The organism is Sphingobacterium sp. HSC-15S19 (assembly GCF_050433745.1).
GTDB classification, from domain to species: Bacteria; Bacteroidota; Bacteroidia; order Sphingobacteriales; family Sphingobacteriaceae; genus Sphingobacterium; species Sphingobacterium siyangense.
The window spans coordinates 1-17,849 of the sequence record NZ_JBNPWQ010000043.1 but is presented as its reverse complement, the minus strand read 5'-3'; the positions used below and the strand labels follow the sequence as shown (position 1 = coordinate 17,849).

The following is a 17,849-nucleotide window of genomic DNA, read 5'->3' as shown; positions in this document are numbered from 1 at the left end:
GGTTATTCCGATAACCTACCGAAAAACTCAGCGACCTTTCTGCTCAATTCCATCTCTTTTCCGATGCGCTCTTTAGCTTCTGCTGACAGCTGCATGTTACTGAGATCTATATGGCGATAATTAGCGACACAGTATGCCATCAATACGCGATACAATGCTGTAGCAAATTCCTGCATTTCCTCGTCTTTTAGGCTCTTATTTTTTCCTGCGCCGCAATCGATATAACTACTCAACAATTGCAATATATTTGCAGATACTGTTTCTAGCTCATATTCATTCCAGAATGCTTCAGTATCCTTAATAGGCTCATAGTCGTCCTTATGGACATCGAAAATTATCAAGTCAAAAGCAAGTTGTAGTGCTAAAATCCTGTTCATTTTTCAGTAAATCTTTGTAACCGAAAGTACACAGCACCCCCACTCCGATCGAAATCAGCTTTTTGTTGGGAGACTGATGTTACTCAGTTCACATTTGTAATAATTAATTCATTCAGAGAGCTAGAACGCGTTGGAATGAGGGGTCACAAGGTGTATAATATTGGCGTTACGCGCTCCATAGCAAGAGAAGCCAAATCTTATTTGGCCAAACCAGCCGAGCTACTCGGGGGCAGTGATGATGTTCTTTGATTGTTGTTTTTTGTTCATAACTCGTTTTATTGGTAACGAGTCTTGCAGAGAAGCAGTTCTAAAAAGAGGGGGCTGCACCCCGTACTCCAAAAGATTCTCAGGCCTAAAGTCGCAACGGGTAAACAGCAGCCCCACACTTCAATGAATTAATGCAAAAATAGCATTTTTCATTGAAAGCGTGAGATATTTCTGCTGCCTTGCCACTGGGCCTGAGAATGGAGTGCAAGACTTATAAATATCTATATCTTTAAAAATTTATATCATAGCTTGTTCATAAGGCAAATATAAAAAACAAATCTTTAGTAAACAAATTTGTTGACCATTTTTTTTTCAATATAACGATTTTAACAAGATGGATCAAAATCAAAAGGCTTTTCGTATCAAACTTGGCCGCCGTATCGAACAAATTAGAACAGAGAAGAAAATAGAGCAAGGAGAATTGGCATCAATGATTAATAAGGATAAACAATTTATCAATCGTTATGAACGTCAAGGTGCAAATCCTACAGCTTTTATTTTAATTCAGATTGCAGATGCATTAGGAACAACAGCGAATGATCTTCTTGATTTCACTCACGACAAATAACATCTATTATTTTCAAATACAATGACTATAATCTTTTCTTTTGGACGATATGCCATTGGTTCCGTATATACTAAAAACAGGTTATTGCGAACTAAATTTCTCAACGAATTTAGGGTAAAAAAAGAAATATAGGAATAGATCAAAAAAATTACGGATGGTCTATAAATCCGAATACTGAAGTTGCTACGAACTATGTCGAAAAACAAATTTAATTTACTTTTTTTTGCTGTTGTATAAGCTCCTACTTAGAAAAGAGTAATATTCGCAGACTACAGCACATTTCTTTGTGCCGAAACACCAGCCTCTGATATATATCCGTCAACATATGTAGTGTTAGCCTTACAGATTGCGAAGGCTTGACTGATCAGTTTGTTGGCTACGGCAATCAATGCAACTTTAGATGGCTTACCCTTCGCTTTTAGACGCTCATACATCTCTTTGCATCCCATATTATGTTTAATGGCTGACCAGGACGCGACATATAAAATAGCGCGGAGATCTGAGTTTCCATTCTTGTTGATGGTGCCCTTTACGTTTAGCGAAGAACCTGATTGCTGATGAGTTGGGCATATCCCAATATATCTCGATAGTTGTTTTGCATTCTCAAATTGTTCAAAGGCACCTGTTGATACAATTAATGAGGTTGCTAAGGTTATACCAATTCCTTTTATTGATGTCAATGCCCTGATTTGTTTACTGAACACTTCTTTAGTAATTTGGCCCATGTCACTTTCAATCGATGTAATCTGTTTTTCTAGGAATTTTGCCGTGGCATTTAACGTCTTCAAACAGCTTTTATCCACTTGCGGTAATACAAGAAACGATTCTTTCAAATTATTTAATGATATAAGCTGCTTTTTTAACTGTCTTACTATTACCTTTTTTTGTTTTAAAAGAATAATGGTTCCAGTTGGCATCTTAAAAAGAGGAGGTTGCATTTTCTCACCGTAAATGGCTATCAATTTTGCATCTACGTGATCGGTTTTGATTACTGTCAACATCATTTTGCCAAAATGCTTAATCTGTTTAGGATTAATCAAACTCACTCGAATCTTCTGATCAGCTAACATGTAGAGTAACAGCGTACCATAGTTGCCTGTAGCTTCTAAAATGCAGTGATAATCTCTGTTCACAATAGAGTCAATGAATTTTTTGACTCCTTTTGCATCATTTGAATAAGTTCTCGTTTGGTAGCTGCCGGATTCTTGTGGGTAGGCAGCTACAAACGTTTCTTTTGCAATGTCAATACCAATAAACTTCATAACTATAGTTTTAAATAAAATGAACATCTCAACAACTATCGTCGCAAACACAGGCTTAATGCCTAACGAACTATTCAGTTTTAGGATGTAAAAACGCATGGGGGCGAAACGTAGCAAACGGTTTTTCTACCAACATTTGATCAGCCTTAATCCACGCGTAGTGTTATTATATAAACGTACGACATTTGATTGGACATTAAATTAAGAGAATTATTATAACTTAACAGACTTATGTCAAGAGAAAGAAAAGTTTATACCAAAGAGTTCAAACTGATGATTGTTGAACTGAGCAACACGCGTAGTGACCTTAGCGCACTGGCTAGGAAATTAAACGTTATCCCGGCATTATTGTATAGGTAGCGAAAGGAACATTTTGTAAAACAAGGGTGTAGTTTCCCTGAGAATGGAAAAGTTATCCTGAGTGAGGGTAGCCAAACTGATGAGAAAGGCAAGGTTAAGAAGTATTGTCAAGAAAAAATTTAAGATGACCACAGATTTTACACATAAATTTTCGGTACCGCAGAATATATTGGACCGTGATTTTAAACCGGGAACACTTGGTGCACTATGGGTATCAGACATCACCTATATCAAAATGCAGCAGGGGATGGTTGTATCTGACAACTGTAATCGATCTAGGAGATCGAAAAGTAATAGGAATGGTTTTAAGTGAGACTATGAATGCGGTAGATAAGATGATTCCTGCTTTTAACATGGCACAAAAAGCAAGGCCAACTACCCAGAAGCTAATATCCATTCTGACCGTGGCATACAGTATGCCTCTCATTAGTTCAGCTGTATGATAGAAAAAAATCCATTCATCATAAGAAGCATGAGTAGAAAGCGTAGATATCTGACGAATTATTTGGCAATACTCTTCAATAACAGGATTGCCGAATTAATGAAGCTTAAATAAAATACAGGAGTAATATTATATACAAGAAACAATACTCCTGTATAATAAGGTAATAAAAGTTAACCCAATTAGAAATCAAGAATGTCATTTAAATTATATACCGTTCCATCATTTAAAGTCATTGTTCCTATAATTTGAACTTTATCAATTGAAATTTTTGAATAGGTAGCATTAAACGCCGCAGGAGATTTAGGAGCATCTTTTGGTATATTAACACCATATATTGAGAATATTTTATCTGAATATTCGTATATCGCAAGATAATAGTTTATTCCTCCTTTATTTAGGTAGCCTGCAACGGGAGTTGGCTTTTTAGCAATTTCTGTTCCCGGTAAGGGTGTTTTTAAATCAATAATCGATACCCCGAGCGGAGCAGCGTGATCAATCACAAACTGTCCTGTATGTACTATTAATCCATCTGCATCTCCTGTAGTAGCTCTCACTAAGTACTCATTTACAGCAGGCATATATCCCTTTGCTATTGTATCGAGATATTGTTTTGTCCTCATTTTATAAACTAAGCCACCTATTGCAGTTCCTAATACAATGGTAAATCTATTGTCAACTAAATTAAAAGATAGTAGATTATTCTCGCTAGTGGGAGCATCGAAATCTGGGGTAAAGCGCGAATAATTCTGAAAACTAAATTTATCTGTAGGATAAGTAAATCGATTAAATTTCAAACCTCCTGCAAAAGGGGTCCAATAATAGTTATCTTTATAATATACATATGCTCCCGCCAAAGTTCCAGCCTGCATTCCAGGTAGGTAGGCCTTTTTTTCATTTGATCGATCTTCCTGATTAATTGATTTGTCATTTTTACAACCATAAAGTAGAAAAAAGGAGGAAAATAAAATTAAAAAACGTCTCATGTTAAAATTGCTTAAAAATTATTAATACATAAATCTATATTGTAATTATATTATTGCTTATTTCGGAATCCCTTAGTTTAATATTTGAATTAATTTGTAATCCACGTAGTCACGATCCACAACTATCCACTTTCTTTGGAAAAACTGTAGCTCCCACACAAGGCTCTCATGCACTTTTCAGTTGGCAATCTGCATAAAAACAGCCATTCAGTGTTACTGCACCTCTGGTACTTTTTTTTCATCGTTTAGTACGGAAGCGCATTTTTTAACCACTACCTTATATTTCAAAATATTAATCAAACAAATAATAATGAATGGCCAATTCAGATTTTTTATTGAATGAGTTGAAAGTTTAATATTCTATTATTTTTAAAGGTTTAATACCACATCTGTCCTAAATAAATTTTTGGACAGATGTGATATTAGAAAAATATTTTTAATCATAATTTAAGGTTTATTATTCATACAGTAAAAGTAACTAATTTTAACATATATATATTATCAAATTAAATACACAAAAGTGTAGTAATCAAACTATATATTTACGATTTACGTTAAAAATATTGTTATTTCAAAATATTTAGTCAATATTGGACTCTCTAAAAAACAGTCCCATCTTGTATAATAACTGACTTCTTAAATTTATCTAATTGAAGTTGTTTACAATATATAAAAAAGCGGCAATTTCTTTCGAAATTGCCGCTCCCATAAGCATATAATCTAGAAGAAGATTACTTAACGTCCCACCAAACCGGTACTGTAATTGCTTTTGTACCTGGATAGTTTAAGTTAGTTGTCAACTCAGTATTTGGATATAACAAACGTTGTGGCATTTCACCATTAGCCAAGATTGATGCTTTTGATTGAATCAAGAATGTAGGATAACCTGTTCTTCTATATTCGGTCCATGCTTCAAAATTTTGAAAACCATTCATTGCATAGTATTTCTGCGTAATGATTGCTTCTAATTGTTTTGAAGCATCAGTTGGAAATTTACCAGCAGCAGTTAAATAATCAGCTAATCCTTCTGCACCTAAATAGTCAAATGAAGCTGTAACACCTTCATTGTACAACGTTGTAACTGTTCCTGTTCCCCATCCTTTCAAAGCAGCTTCAGCTTGCAAGAATTTGCTTTCGGCAATAGAGAACAATTTTACAGGAGCGATTGCAGAAGCTGTATTTTTCGCATTTGCACCAGTCGCTGGAGAAGGAGCAGAAACTTTCTTCGTATTTTGTCCTCTAAAGTCGCCTTGTATTAGGTACGCTACTGTATCCTGTAAGGTAACGTTGTCAGCTTTGAACAATCTGTTGTACAATGCAAATGATCTTTTATCCTTATTTGCTTCAAATGCTTTAACAGCAGTTCCGCTTGCAACCACGTTCTGAACATAATCTAAACCTACCATTTCTGTATAGAACGGATTCTGGTTACCCCCTGTTGTCGTAAAAGTGATGGAAACGTCTTTATTTAAGAATGTTGGATTTGCAGCATACAATGCTTTGATACCTGCCTGCGCAGTCGCTGCATCCACATTTGAAATACGTAAATAAGCCTTCAATTTCAAGGTATTCGCGAATGCAATCCAAGAAGCCTTATCACCACCAAACAGCATATCTTGTTCACCTGGTGTAGTACCGAGATCGCCTTTCAACAACTCCACGCCTTTATCAATACTCTCGAAAATACTGTTGTATACTTCTTTCTGTGTTTGATATTTTGGATTTAAGTTAGTCGCTCCTTGCAAAGCTTCATCCAACGGAATATCTCCAAAAGCATCAGTTGCTATTTGCAATGTATATGCTTTCAACAAATACGCCATACCAATTGTATAGTTGTTGGCACCTCTCTCTGAATTGATGATTATTTCAGCATTATTTAAAGCACTTCTATAGATTGTTGACCAAATACGATCCGAAGCCGTATTTTTAAGATTATACTGATCAATAGTTTGATACTGTGATGATGAAGGAGCCTGTGTCCAATATTGCGCCCATAAACCACCATACACTTGAAGTTGATTACCAACAATCTGACTTAAAGAAGCTTCAACTGTAGGCAGTAACAGGTTTGGTTCAACTTTTTCTGGATTATTTGGATTGTCGTTAACATCCAAATATTTATTACAACTTGTAAATGCTACGGATCCAACCAATGCAGCAAAAACAAACTTTTTTATATTCTTGTTCATTTTAATATTCTTTATAGTTTAGAAGGATACCTTCACATTAAAACCATAGTTACGTAAAGACGGTTGAGCGGTATAGTCAAAACCTTGTGCATTTCCAGCACCAGCGGAGTTTACTTCTGGATCTGCATATTTATTTTCGCTTGGAGTCCAGATAAACAGATTATTACCGAATACACCGACAGTTACATCACCAAAAGGCGTATTTTTTAGCATATCTTTTTTGAATTTGTAAGAGATAGCTAAATTGCGTAACTTCACGTAAGAAGCATCTACCACATTCATGCCTTGTTCCAAATATGGATAGTAATCCACTTTGGCATAAGTAGCTGTTGTATTTACAACAGAATTACCATTAGCATCCAAATAAACAGAGTTAGGGAAGATTTGACCAAAACGTTCACCTCCTGTTTCAGCAGATGTACCTGTGAATGCCATAATATCTTTAGTACGTGAATAGAATACACCGCCGTGTTTCATATCAAACAGCGCGGTCAATGACCAGCTTTTGTAGTTGACAGTCGTTCCTAACGATGCTTGGAATTTAGGATTGTAACTTCCTAAGTATTGTGCTTCCGAAGTCGGTACAGGTAAACCTGTTTTTTGGTTTACAATCGTTCTACCTTCAGCATCAGTTGCATTGGTTACTGCATAAAATTCTCCGTAAGGGCGGCCCTTTGCCGCAACGATAGACATACCCGAAAAACCACCTAGAGAAACTTGATCAATTCCATCCATCAATTCAACAACTTTATTGTTGTTTTTAGTGAAAGTACCCATCAATTCCCAGCTAAAGTTTTCAGTTTTCACTGGCGTTCCACGCAATGCGAGTTCTATACCTGAGTTTTTAATTTTACCGGCATTAACAACATTGAATCCGTAACCTGTAGAATTCGCAATAGGAATTGCTAAGATTTGATTTTTTGAGTTATTGTTGTAATAGCTAAAATCAACAGTCAATCGATTTCTAAAGAAACCTAATTCAGCACCTACTTCAGCTGATGTGGTAATTTCTGGTTTCAACTCTGCATTTCCTAAAGTGGATCCCGACATGAATGCGGAAACATTACCAAATGGGAAGGTTGTCGTTCCGAATCCACCATTGATTTCACCCCTAGAGAATGTTGTCAACAATTGATATGGGTCAGTATCCGAACCCACTTTTGCGTAATTGGCACGCAATTTACCATAAGAGAGAATGTTCTTAACTTCTGGGCTCAACAACTCAGAAAACACAAATGATCCACTTACACTTGGATAAAAGAATGAATTGTTTTTCTTAGGCAAGGTAGATGACCAGTCATTACGTGCTGTAGCTTGTAAGTACAAGAAGTTTTTATATGACAAGTTCAAGTCTGCATAAACACCAACCAAACGACGTTTTGACCATGAATCTTCGATCAAGTTCAATGGACCATTGGAGTTAGCTAAGTTGTAATAGCCAGGTTGTACCAAACCTCCGCTTTCGTTGGTTGCTGTACTTAGATTAGAAACATTACGTTGACGAATGTTGTTACCCAACATTAATGATCCTTTAAAATCTTGATTAAATTCATGCGTAGCAGTCACCATGAAATCATGAATAACCTCTGTTACATTATATTGATCGATACGATACTCTCCATTGTTAATAAGATCATTAGCGCTCGAATAATTCCCAGACGTCTTATCGATTGGTGTAAAACTATATTTTGGAGATTCTGAACGTCTGCGGTCTGTATAATGATCTACCCCTACACGTTCTTTGAAATCCAACCACTCAAATGGCTTATAACCCACGTTAAAATTACCCATAATGCGATTTACATTATTGTAGTTGTTATAATTTGCCAATGTCCAATATGGATTCTTTGAATATGCCCCATAATAACCATACTCATTACTATGGTTTAGACCATTTGCGTCTACATAACCATACCCATTATATGGATTATTTAAATCTTTCAGATCAGCGACAGGAATATCACGGGGAGTTTGTAACAAGTTATTGTATACAGACGAATTTCCTTGTCCTCCACCTACGTTGTTCGAGTTAATCTGACTATAGTTAGCTGAAATTCCTGCATAAAATTTATTAGAGAATTCAGTTTGACCATTGAATCGAACACCATATTTATTGTAGTTATCTTTGCTCCCAGGATAAACTCCGTTTGAGTTCAGGGAATTCAGACCTAAATAGAAGGAAGACTTTTCACTACCACCAGAGAAACCTAAATTATTATCTGTCGCAAATCCAGTATTAAAGAAATCTTTTACATTGTTTTTTACGGCCGAGTATGGTTTTGTCTGTCTTACACCATTTATAGCTTGACCCCATTCTTGTGTTTTTCCTGTAAAAGGTGCTCCCCATGACCAATTTTCCTTTGGATCATTGACAAAAACTAGATTTCCATCATCGTCATAGTCAGGATAACCTTGACCATATTCATTTTGAAACTCAGGCAATTTCAAAATGGAAGAAAAAGTATTTGTTGTATTAAAGGTAATATCTGTTTTACCACCGCCTTTTTTACCTGTCTTTGTTGTAATGATCAAGGCTCCATTAGATGCCCGTGATCCATACAATGCAGCAGCAGCAGGGCCTTTCAATACGGTCATCGAAGCGATATCGTCGGGGTTGATATCGTTACCGCGGTTACCAAAATCAACGCTAGATAACGATGAGCCACCACCAATCACGCTGGAATTGTCAATAGGAACACCGTCAACAACAATTAATGCCTGGTTATTTCCTGAAATTGAAGAACCACCACGTAATACTACACGGGATGAGCTACCCGGTGAATTAGATGTTGATGTAATATTCACACCAGCCACCTTACCAGCTAATGCATTGATAGCACTCGAGTTTTGACCTGATCGTAATTCTTCATTACTCAATGTCGGTGCAGAGTAACCCAACGTTCTTTTTTCACGTTTGATTGCATTTGCTGTAACAACAACTTCTTCCAAAGCATTGTCATGATTTACTAAAGAGACATTGAATACAGTACTGTTGTTATTAACAATAATAGTTTTATCATCAAAACCAACGGAACGGAATACCACAACTTTGCCTGCAGGCACATTCAATGAATAATTACCATCAGTATCAGTCTGCGTTGCCTGATTAGTTCCTTGTACAACTACTGTCACCCCTGGTATTGCTTTACCGTCAGCAGATGTAACACGACCACTAATCTTCTTTTCTTGAGCGAATGCAACCGAAGTCAGAATCATACCGCCAACAAGAAAACTTAGTAATGTTTGTTTCATGTTTTAGTTAGTTAATTTTATTATTTTTTCTAATCCTATATATTGATATAAATTATATCCGTTATCATAACCGTCTAAACATAAATTGCCTAGACAATAAACAGCAAAAACATAACATGCTATTGCAGTTTATTCAGTAACAGTTGAAAATATTTTTGGAAAAGCGGGCCCCAGGTAGATGCAGGGTCAGTCCTTAGATAAATATCCAGCTGTAAAATTTGCTCTTTTCAGCATTTACAGTAAATAATAGTTAGTGCGATTTTTATTAGCGGCGTCAAATATAGAAAGCCAAAGTTGCTTTTACAAGTTTTTTAACATAATCTCCAGAAAACAGGAAATACCGCAATAATAAGTTCACAATTTTACAAATTGTTACAAAAGAATCATTTTAGAATAAAAATTCTTCAAACAATTTTCAAACAGAATTTTATACGGAATCAGCCATAATTAACAAAACATTAACAATGTTATAAGAAAACGTTAACATGTTAATCTCCTATTTTTCTGTATTAAAATCGCATGTAATTTATAATAATTCTAAACATTTTAAAATCGAGTTATAACAAAAAAAGACGCTCTACCTTCTCAGGCTGAGCGTCTTTCATATTGAGATTAAATAAGTCTAAAGACGACTTATTTATTGATATTTAATCGATATACTCAAATTTGGTGTACGGCACCAAAACTGCAGGAATTCTAATTCCTTTTTCCGTTTGATTATTCTCCAATAGCGCTGCGACAATACGTGGTAAAGCCAATGCCGAACCGTTCAAGGTATGTGCCAGTTGCATCTTGCCATCAGCATTTTTAAAACGGACTTTCAAACGATTCGCTTGATAAGTTTCAAAATTGGAAACGGAAGATACCTCTAACCAACGTTTCTGAGCAGAACTATACACTTCCATGTCATAGGTCAATGCAGAAGTAAAACTCATATCTCCACCGCAAAGGCGCAATACACGATAAGGAAGCTCTAATTTCTGCAAAAGACGCTGTACGTATAAACTCATTTCTTCCAGCACTTCATAAGACTTTTCAGGATGTACAAGCTGTACCGTCTCCACTTTGTCAAATTGGTGCAACCTGTTTAATCCACGTACATGTGCACCATAAGAACCTGCTTCACGACGGAAACATGGTGTATAAGCACAATGTTTGATCGGAAACTGTGCTTCTTTCACAATCTCGTCTCTATAAATGTTGGTGACCGGAACTTCAGCTGTAGGGATCAAATACAGATTGTCGTTACCCACATAGTACATCTGTCCTTCTTTATCCGGTAATTGTCCCGTAGCAAATGCAGAATCTTCATTGACCAAAATGGGCACCTGTACTTCCTCATAACCTTCTTCTGCTGCCTGATCCAAAAAGAAATTGATCAATGCGCGTTGCAATTTAGCGCCTTTACCTTTATAGATAGGAAACCCTGCACCGGCAACTTTTACGCCAAGTTCTAAATCAACAATATCATATTTGTTCAACAATTCCCAATGCGGCAATGCATCCTCCGACAAAGCCGGGATTTCGCCATGGCTCAAAACAACTTCGTTGTCCTCAGCGCTTACACCTGCTGGAACGGATTGATGCGGTAAATTAGGTAATTGTACGATCTTCTCATTCAATGCTGCTTCAATTGTACCCAATTGATCCAAAAGTTGCTTCACTTGCTCCTTATATCCCGAAGATTTGGATTTAACGGTTTCAGCTTCTTCTTTTTTACCTTGGCGCATCAGATCTCCAATCTGTTTTGCTGCCGCATTAGCCTCTGCCGAAAGTGCGTCTGATTCCGATTGGATCTTACGACGCTCTTCATCTAAACTGATGATTTCGTCGACCAATCCAATTTCCTTGAAATGCTTGACAGCCAATCTTTCGATTACCGTATCCCTGTTCTCACGGATATAATTCAATTGCAACATAATATAAATGTGTTATTTAAAATAGTGAACAAACTTAGATAAATTTGCCTTTATTTACAAGCAATTTTATTCCTAAACCACCATCCAAAAGGCTTTTTGACTACTTTACGGCGCTCTATTTTCATTACACCGCACCGGCTAACATCCATCAGCCCATGGAAGACCAATCTTCCATGGAACCGATATTTACACCCCATAATTCATAGAAAGAGCGTATCCATTAGACGCCTAATCGATACGCTCTATAATTCGATCTATATTCAAAGCCCTGTGCTGAGATTCAACCTGATGAACTCATGTGATGCGCATTTGCTAAGCAATGCTTACCTCATCGCATAAATACACATCCTGAATGGCATGTAATAATGCGACACCTTCATTCATTGGCTTTTGGAAAGCCTTACGACCAGATATCAACCCTGTGCCACCTGCACGCTTGTTGATAACCGCAGTTTTTACAGCTTCCTGGATATCATTCTGTCCCGAAGCTCCGCCAGAATTGATCAAGCCAGCCCGACCGGCAAAGCAATTAAGCACTTGATAGCGGCATAAATCAATAGGATGATCGGAAGAAAGTTGCGTATACATACGTTCATCCAACTTTCCATAACTACTTTTACCCATATTCAATGCTTTAAAGCCACCGTTTAATTCGGGTAGTTTTTGCTTAATAATATCCGCTTTGATCGTTACGCCCAAATGATTGGCCTGTCCGGTAAGATCCGCTGCTAAATGATAATCTTTATCACCTACTTTAAAGGCCGAGTTGCGCAGATAACACCATAATACCGTCGCCATCCCCAAAGAATGTGCTTCTTCAAATGCTTTTGCCACTTCGATAATCTGACGGTCTGATTCCTCAGATCCAAAATAGATGGTCGCCCCTACCGCAACTGCCCCCATATTCCAGGCTTCGCGAATTGTTCCGTACAAGATTTGGTCGGCTCGATTGGGATAGGTCAATAGTTCATTATGATTGATTTTAACCAGAAACGGAATCTTGTGTGCATACTTTCGGGCAACGGCTCCTAAAACACCAAAGGTAGATGCCACGGCATTGCAGTTTCCTTCCAAAGCTAGCTTGACAATATTTTCCGGATCAAAATACTGAGGATTTGGCGCAAAAGAAGCTCCTGCACTGTGTTCGATTCCCTGATCTACGGGCAATATCGAAAGATACCCGGTATTGGCTAACCGACCCGTTCCAAAAAGTTGCCCCAAACTCCGCAAGACCTGTGGGCTACGGTCACTCGAACTATATACTTGGTCAATAAATGCTGCTTGTGGAAGATGAAGCATTGTTTTGGAAACTGCGGGTTGATCAAATTCTAACAAATAACTCGCTTCTGCGCCTAGATGTGCCTGTATTTTTTCAATGTATTGCATAATTTATTTAAAATAAAGTGATGGAGTTTACCATTATCTTTAAAATAAAACTCCAAAAAGCACAGAATGTTTTAGCGCATATTATATAGTAAAAAAAACTTAACTTTGACCATGTTATATTTAGTTCCAACACCTATTGGCAATCTGGAGGACATGACGTTCCGTGCGATCAATGTCCTGAAAGAAGTGGACCTCATCTTAGCAGAGGATACAAGGACCAGCGCTCCGCTTTTGAAGCATTTTGGAATCGACAAAAAAGTATTTGCGCATCATCAGCACAATGAACATAAAGCGGTAGCTGAAATCATTAAATTCTTGAAAGAAGGGCAAAACATTGCATTGATTTCAGACGCAGGGACGCCGGCGATCTCAGATCCTGGATTTTTGCTGGTGCGTGAAGCCATCAAAGAAGGGCTTGAAGTGCAGTGCTTACCAGGCGCAACAGCTTTCGTGCCAGCGCTTGTCAATTCTGGTCTTCCCAACGACCGTTTTTGCTTTGAAGGTTTCCTACCCGTAAAAAAAGGAAGACAAACACGCTTAAAAACTTTAGCAGAAGAAAAACGAACAATGATCTTTTACGAGTCACCGCATCGTATTCTCAAAACCATCGAAGAATTTATCACAGTTTTTGGAGCTGAAAGACAAGCCTCGATATCACGGGAATTGAGCAAACTCTATGAAGAAAATGTTCGCGGAACATTAACTGATTTAAAATTACACTTTGAAAACAATCCGATTAAAGGAGAATTTGTATTTTGTGTAGCAGGATTGGAATAAATTTTGACAATCTTTAGGTATTAAAAAGTATTTGACATGAACATGGAACAATTTGCACAGGATGGGCAGGACATAAAAATCATTGAAAAATTGGTGACTAAAGTCCAAGATATGCTTACTCCAGGAGAAAAAATAGATTATATCGCAGTTCAAAAGAAACCTGCTGTGACCATTTTACCGGATAGTATCACGATTAGTAATAAACGCATTTTTATGTGCGAATTTACCAAACTGGGCTTGGCCACTGATTTTGAAATCTTCGGCTGGCAAGACATCAAGGATATTGCTTTTAAGGAAGAAATATTTGGTTCAAAAGTGACTGTTATCCCTTTTACAGGAGAAAATCTGAGCATAGATTATATCCCGAAAGTTCAGGCGAGAAAGCTTTATCAATATATTAAAGCTGCACTTGAAAATTATAAAAAAGCCGAACTGGCCGCCGAAAAAGAAAAAATAGTCATTGCTCCAACAGTTGCAAAGGAAGTGATCATCGAGCGACAAGAAAATAATGCAGCGGTTCAGCCAGCAGTTACAGCGCCTGCTCCATCGGCACCACAGTCCTATGTATCTGGCCAGCCAACTCCAGCGGCGCCAATTCAGGCACAGCAACCGACCGGATCAACCCCTGCTGTTCCTCCGGTTTCGGCAGCCCCTATCGTCCCTCCCGCTCCCGCCAAAGAAGAGGAAGATGATGAAATTACCTTAAAGCTCAAAAAATTAAAAACACTCTTCGACAAACAATTGATTACCCAAGAGGAATACGAGAGTAAAAAGAGAGAAGTTTTATCCAGTTTATAATCATAAATGGGAGAAAATATATAGTGAAAAATAACTATCTACTGGCACTTTTAAGTGCCTTTTTATTGTGGTTGGGCTGGCCTCCAATCCCCTATTCCAGTCCATTGTTATTTATTGGGTTTGTTCCACTACTCATTGCAGTGGAAAATATTATCCGGAGTGAAACATTCAAAAAGAAAGGCCTCAACATATTTCTTACTGCAGGACTCACCGCAGTTGTCTGGAATACGGCCTCTATTTATTGGGTATACAACTCCATTTCGGCAGTTATGCCGCCTTTTGCAGCTGTTATCATCAGTCTGATCCCTTTTTGCCTTGGCGCCGCTTTAATGGCGCTAGCTTTCAGGCTTTATGGGCAATTACGACGTAAAACGAACATCCTGTTATCCCTTTTCGGATTAATGGGATTCTGGATAAGCTATGAATTTCTACACGAATCCTGGGATTTAGCCTTCCCCTGGATGACTTTGGGTAATGGTTTCGCCAATTTCCATCAATTGATCCAATGGTATGACATCACAGGGGTTTATGGCGGAACAATATGGATCTGGCTGGTCAATATCTTAGTATTTACACTCTACCTCAATCGAAAAGGACTTTATCCGATCAAACATAAGATTGTCCCGATTGCTTCTTTGGCTGCAGTCTTATTAATTCCCAGTACCTACTCGCTGATACGTTACTTCAACTACGAAGAACATCAGAATCCGGCACAGATTGTCGTCGTACAGCCTAATATTGACCCTTATATTAAATTCAATTTAAGTCCTGAAGAACAATTAAATACCTTATTCTCTTTATCAAATTCGGTCGCCAAACCCAATACAGAGTTTTTTATCTGGCCTGAAACGGCACTTTCACAGAACGGCGATTTTGATGAGGAAAACTTTAGGGAAACGTATTCTTACCAGCGCATTTTAAAATTTTTAGATCAATATAAAAATGGCAATGTACTTTCAGGTATTGAAAGTTATCAGCTGTACAACTATGCAAAAACACCTACTGCGCGTGAAATAGCTCCTAATGTATATCAGGATAATTTCAATGCCGCAACATTGATCGATTATTCCTCCAAACTTCAGTTTTACCATAAGTCCAAACTCGTTCCGGGCGTAGAGCAAATGCCTTTTGGAGCAGCGATGAACTTCCTGAAACCTCTATTTAAAGCATTCGGTGGTACGACGGGTGGCTACGGAAAACAGGCTGAACCTTCGGTATTCTATGCCCAAAGCGGTATTGGTGCCGCACCCGTAATCTGTTATGAATCCATTTGGGGCAATTATGTTTCCCAATATGTCAAAAAAGGCGCTCAGTTTATTGCCATTATCACCAACGATGGCTGGTGGGGCAATACTTCGGGTAAAGACCAGCATTTACAGTATGCCAAACTGCGTGCGATTGAAAACAGGCGCTGGGTTGCTCGATCGGCAAATACAGGGATTTCAGGCTTTATCAATCAACGTGGCGATATTGTACAACAGACTAAATGGTGGCAGCCTGCAGCCCTAAACCAGGAAATTAACTTAAATGAAGAAATTACTTTTTACACCAAAACGGGCGATATTGCGGCCTACTTAGGTTTGGCACTGGCATTGGGAGGAATTGTGATACTGATCGTAGCAGGAAGATTCTTAACCTCCGCAAACACCTAACAGTCAAATCATTGGCTAACCTTTTAAAGAACCCCTCAATTTTTGCTCACTTATAGTTTGCTCGGTGATTAGTGTAAATATAAGGGTTTCAGCACATACAAGAAAACAATCGTTGACAGTTTGATTGGTTTGTGAAAGAAAGGAAAGCCTTGTAATGCCACATCAGCCATTAGATGTAAACAGGCAAAGCGAGAACAGCACAGAGCAAATAGCGGTGGGGGTTCCGCAAGCCACATTTTGCTAATTTAATCTATTTATTTCATACCTTAAATGTATGTCTAGTTTTCGGGGAGCAACCTAATGACTCGGATAATCCGCACGTGAATTTGGATAGAACATTACAGGAGAAAATCATCACTTTTCCTACCGATGCAAAAAAATGTAGCCGGATAACCGACAGAGAAGGTATTGTCGTGCGCCAAAGTTACACACCTACATTAAAAAAGCTGGGGGTTGACCAGCGCTTCCGCAATCATCCCAGAAACAAAAAGAAGGCAATTAAAGCAGATAAAAGGTAAAGACCATTGCCGGTAGGCTAGTTCGGGAATTGGAACGTAAACCGGCAGAGCGAATGTACGCTTCAGAACTGGCTCTCTTCAACCGGGTGCTACAACAAAGCAGATATAGCAAGGAGAAAATCTATTCACTGCACGAGCCTGAAGTACAGTGTATTTCTGAAGGGAAAGAACATAAGAAGTATAAGTTTGGAAATAAGGCTTCGATCATTTATAATATAAGCGGAGTGATCGTCGGATCAATGGGCTTTCGAAATGAATATGACGGACATACCTTAAAATCCGCATTAAACAAGTATAATTCCTTACTGGCAAATTGTAATCTTCCAAAACAGCCACTGGAGACAGAGTGTATCGAGGGAAATCAACCATAGGAACCACCAAAATTTAAATCCCAAAAAGATTCAAGAAAGCGCATCCTAAAAAGGCATCCATAGAACTTGTCATTGGACATCTCAAAGCAGATCATCGCTTGGGTCACAACTTTTACAGGGGCATATTTGGCGATAATATAAATATTATACTAGCTACCCTTGCTTTCAACTTCAAAAGGATGATGAATAATTGGAAAACTTTCTTTTTAATGATCTTTCAAAAAATAGAAACAATATCTGCATAATAAATCAAATCAGAAGCAAAATCTGGCTTTTTAAAGCGCGACTATGTAAATGAGAAAGATTAAAAGCCTGTAATGGAGGATATCAAATCCGGTCTATAAAGCCGTGAATGAAGAAATGGGATATAAAAATCGGCTGTCTTTCGAGGGAAATAAGCAAGTAAATTCTTTGAGTACGAGGAACAGGTTCGAAAGACTACATACACATCAAATCCGATCGAGGAAATGCACCGTCAGATACGAAAAATCATTAAGTCTAAAGGAGCCTTCAACTCCGAACAGGCAATAATGAAATTGATGTATCTGATCATAAAGGATATCGCAAAAAAAATGGACGATGCCAATGTATAACTGGGGTTTGACCATATCCCAACTTTACATTAAATTTGAGACTGTAACATAAACTGTGTCAAAGGAATAATTCAATAAGATTATTTATATTCAATTATTCAAACGACACGGTCATGAAAGAAAAAGACCCAT

Annotated in this window: 15 protein-coding genes and 2 pseudogenes; 10 read left to right on the top strand and 7 right to left on the bottom strand. The window is 37.8% G+C overall.

All coding sequences use genetic code 11. From position 1 onward, the window contains the following. Positions 1–2: 2 nt before the first annotated feature. A complete protein-coding gene (locus L1283_RS24735) occupies positions 3–377 on the bottom strand; it encodes a hypothetical protein (protein WP_429626556.1) in 375 nt (124 codons plus the stop codon). Positions 378–978: 601 nt separating this feature from the next. Between L1283_RS24735 and L1283_RS24730 the strand changes: the two genes are divergently transcribed. Then, positions 979–1,212, top strand: a complete 234-nt coding sequence (locus tag L1283_RS24730) for a helix-turn-helix domain-containing protein (RefSeq protein ID WP_429626555.1) — start codon at positions 979–981, stop codon at positions 1,210–1,212. Positions 1,213–1,481: 269 nt separating this feature from the next. On the opposite strand, the gene L1283_RS24725 is transcribed toward L1283_RS24730, so the two are convergent. Continuing rightward, positions 1,482–2,474: an IS110 family transposase gene (locus tag L1283_RS24725; protein WP_429626554.1), complete on the bottom strand. Its 993-nt coding sequence runs from the start codon at positions 2,472–2,474 to the stop codon at positions 1,482–1,484. A gap of 231 nt (positions 2,475–2,705) precedes the next feature. Between L1283_RS24725 and L1283_RS24720 the strand changes: the two genes are divergently transcribed. Together L1283_RS24720 and L1283_RS24715 are read left to right on the top strand one after the other, a co-directional pair. Next, positions 2,706–2,834, top strand: a complete 129-nt coding sequence (locus tag L1283_RS24720; RefSeq protein WP_429626553.1) for a transposase — start codon at positions 2,706–2,708, stop codon at positions 2,832–2,834. A 79-nt stretch (positions 2,835–2,913) separates the two neighbouring features. Next, a complete protein-coding gene (locus tag L1283_RS24715; RefSeq protein WP_429626552.1) occupies positions 2,914–3,147 on the top strand; it encodes a hypothetical protein in 234 nt (77 codons plus the stop codon). Positions 3,148–3,458: 311 nt separating this feature from the next. Here the strand turns inward: L1283_RS24715 and L1283_RS24710 are convergent, their stop codons facing one another. The 5 genes from L1283_RS24710 to L1283_RS24690 all read right to left on the bottom strand — a co-directional run bounded on the left by L1283_RS24710 (position 3,459) and on the right by L1283_RS24690 (position 13,008). Continuing rightward, positions 3,459–4,262, bottom strand: a complete 804-nt coding sequence (locus L1283_RS24710; protein ID WP_429626551.1) for a hypothetical protein — start codon at positions 4,260–4,262, stop codon at positions 3,459–3,461. Between the two features lie 731 nt (positions 4,263–4,993). Further along, on the bottom strand, positions 4,994–6,451 hold the full coding sequence (locus L1283_RS24705; protein WP_429626550.1) for a SusD/RagB family nutrient-binding outer membrane lipoprotein: 1,458 nt from the start codon (positions 6,449–6,451) through the stop codon (positions 4,994–4,996). Between the two features lie 18 nt (positions 6,452–6,469). After that, the gene (locus L1283_RS24700; protein WP_429626549.1) at positions 6,470–9,703 is read right to left on the bottom strand and encodes a SusC/RagA family TonB-linked outer membrane protein; all 3,234 of its coding nucleotides are present in this window, start codon (positions 9,701–9,703) and stop codon (positions 6,470–6,472) included. Positions 9,704–10,350: 647 nt separating this feature from the next. Beyond that, positions 10,351–11,622: a serine--tRNA ligase gene (gene serS, locus L1283_RS24695; protein WP_429626548.1), complete on the bottom strand. Its 1,272-nt coding sequence runs from the start codon at positions 11,620–11,622 to the stop codon at positions 10,351–10,353. A 312-nt stretch (positions 11,623–11,934) separates the two neighbouring features. Next, the gene (locus L1283_RS24690) at positions 11,935–13,008 is read right to left on the bottom strand and encodes a class I fructose-bisphosphate aldolase (RefSeq protein ID WP_112373629.1); all 1,074 of its coding nucleotides are present in this window, start codon (positions 13,006–13,008) and stop codon (positions 11,935–11,937) included. Between the two features lie 111 nt (positions 13,009–13,119). Between L1283_RS24690 and rsmI the strand changes: the two genes are divergently transcribed. The 7 genes and pseudogenes from rsmI to L1283_RS24655 form a co-directional block, all read left to right on the top strand. After that, entirely contained in the window at positions 13,120–13,785 is a 666-nt protein-coding gene (rsmI, locus tag L1283_RS24685; RefSeq protein ID WP_429626547.1) for a 16S rRNA (cytidine(1402)-2'-O)-methyltransferase, read from the top strand. Between the two features lie 36 nt (positions 13,786–13,821). Beyond that, positions 13,822–14,583, top strand: a complete 762-nt coding sequence (locus L1283_RS24680) for a PH domain-containing protein (protein ID WP_145330288.1) — start codon at positions 13,822–13,824, stop codon at positions 14,581–14,583. Positions 14,584–14,606: 23 nt separating this feature from the next. Further along, a complete protein-coding gene (gene lnt, locus L1283_RS24675) occupies positions 14,607–16,235 on the top strand; it encodes an apolipoprotein N-acyltransferase (protein ID WP_429626546.1) in 1,629 nt (542 codons plus the stop codon). Positions 16,236–16,561: 326 nt separating this feature from the next. Then, positions 16,562–16,753, top strand: coding sequence for a hypothetical protein (locus L1283_RS24670; RefSeq protein ID WP_429626545.1), 192 nt, complete (start codon positions 16,562–16,564; stop codon positions 16,751–16,753). Between the two features lie 53 nt (positions 16,754–16,806). Beyond that, on the top strand, positions 16,807–17,124 hold the full coding sequence (locus L1283_RS24665) for a hypothetical protein (RefSeq protein ID WP_286735892.1): 318 nt from the start codon (positions 16,807–16,809) through the stop codon (positions 17,122–17,124). Continuing rightward, positions 17,097–17,309 (top strand): annotated as a pseudogene (locus tag L1283_RS24660) (IS5/IS1182 family transposase); the annotation flags it as partial. The gene L1283_RS24665 and the pseudogene L1283_RS24660, both read left to right, overlap by 28 nt. 35 nt (positions 17,310–17,344) lie before the next feature. After that, a pseudogene (locus L1283_RS24655) lies at positions 17,345–17,769 on the top strand (transposase); the annotation flags it as partial. Between the last annotated feature and the right edge of the window lie 80 nt (positions 17,770–17,849).

Excerpts from the sequence above, each read along its gene's own strand:
- L1283_RS24735 (WP_429626556.1), bottom strand. The coding sequence starts at position 377 with ATGAACAGGATTTTAGCACTACAACTTGCTTTTGACTTGATAATTTTC.
- L1283_RS24730 (WP_429626555.1), top strand. The coding sequence starts at position 979 with ATGGATCAAAATCAAAAGGCTTTTCGTATCAAACTTGGCCGCCGTATC.
- L1283_RS24725 (WP_429626554.1), bottom strand. The coding sequence starts at position 2,474 with ATGAAGTTTATTGGTATTGACATTGCAAAAGAAACGTTTGTAGCTGCC.
- L1283_RS24720 (WP_429626553.1), top strand. The coding sequence starts at position 2,706 with ATGTCAAGAGAAAGAAAAGTTTATACCAAAGAGTTCAAACTGATGATT.
- L1283_RS24715 (WP_429626552.1), top strand. The coding sequence starts at position 2,914 with ATGAGAAAGGCAAGGTTAAGAAGTATTGTCAAGAAAAAATTTAAGATG.
- L1283_RS24710 (WP_429626551.1), bottom strand. The coding sequence starts at position 4,262 with ATGAGACGTTTTTTAATTTTATTTTCCTCCTTTTTTCTACTTTATGGT.
- L1283_RS24705 (WP_429626550.1), bottom strand. The coding sequence starts at position 6,451 with ATGAACAAGAATATAAAAAAGTTTGTTTTTGCTGCATTGGTTGGATCC.
- L1283_RS24700 (WP_429626549.1), bottom strand. The coding sequence starts at position 9,703 with ATGAAACAAACATTACTAAGTTTTCTTGTTGGCGGTATGATTCTGACT.
- serS (WP_429626548.1), bottom strand. The coding sequence starts at position 11,622 with ATGTTGCAATTGAATTATATCCGTGAGAACAGGGATACGGTAATCGAA.
- L1283_RS24690 (WP_112373629.1), bottom strand. The coding sequence starts at position 13,008 with ATGCAATACATTGAAAAAATACAGGCACATCTAGGCGCAGAAGCGAGT.
- rsmI (WP_429626547.1), top strand. The coding sequence starts at position 13,120 with ATGTTATATTTAGTTCCAACACCTATTGGCAATCTGGAGGACATGACG.
- L1283_RS24680 (WP_145330288.1), top strand. The coding sequence starts at position 13,822 with ATGAACATGGAACAATTTGCACAGGATGGGCAGGACATAAAAATCATT.
- L1283_RS24665 (WP_286735892.1), top strand. The coding sequence starts at position 16,807 with ATGTACGCTTCAGAACTGGCTCTCTTCAACCGGGTGCTACAACAAAGC.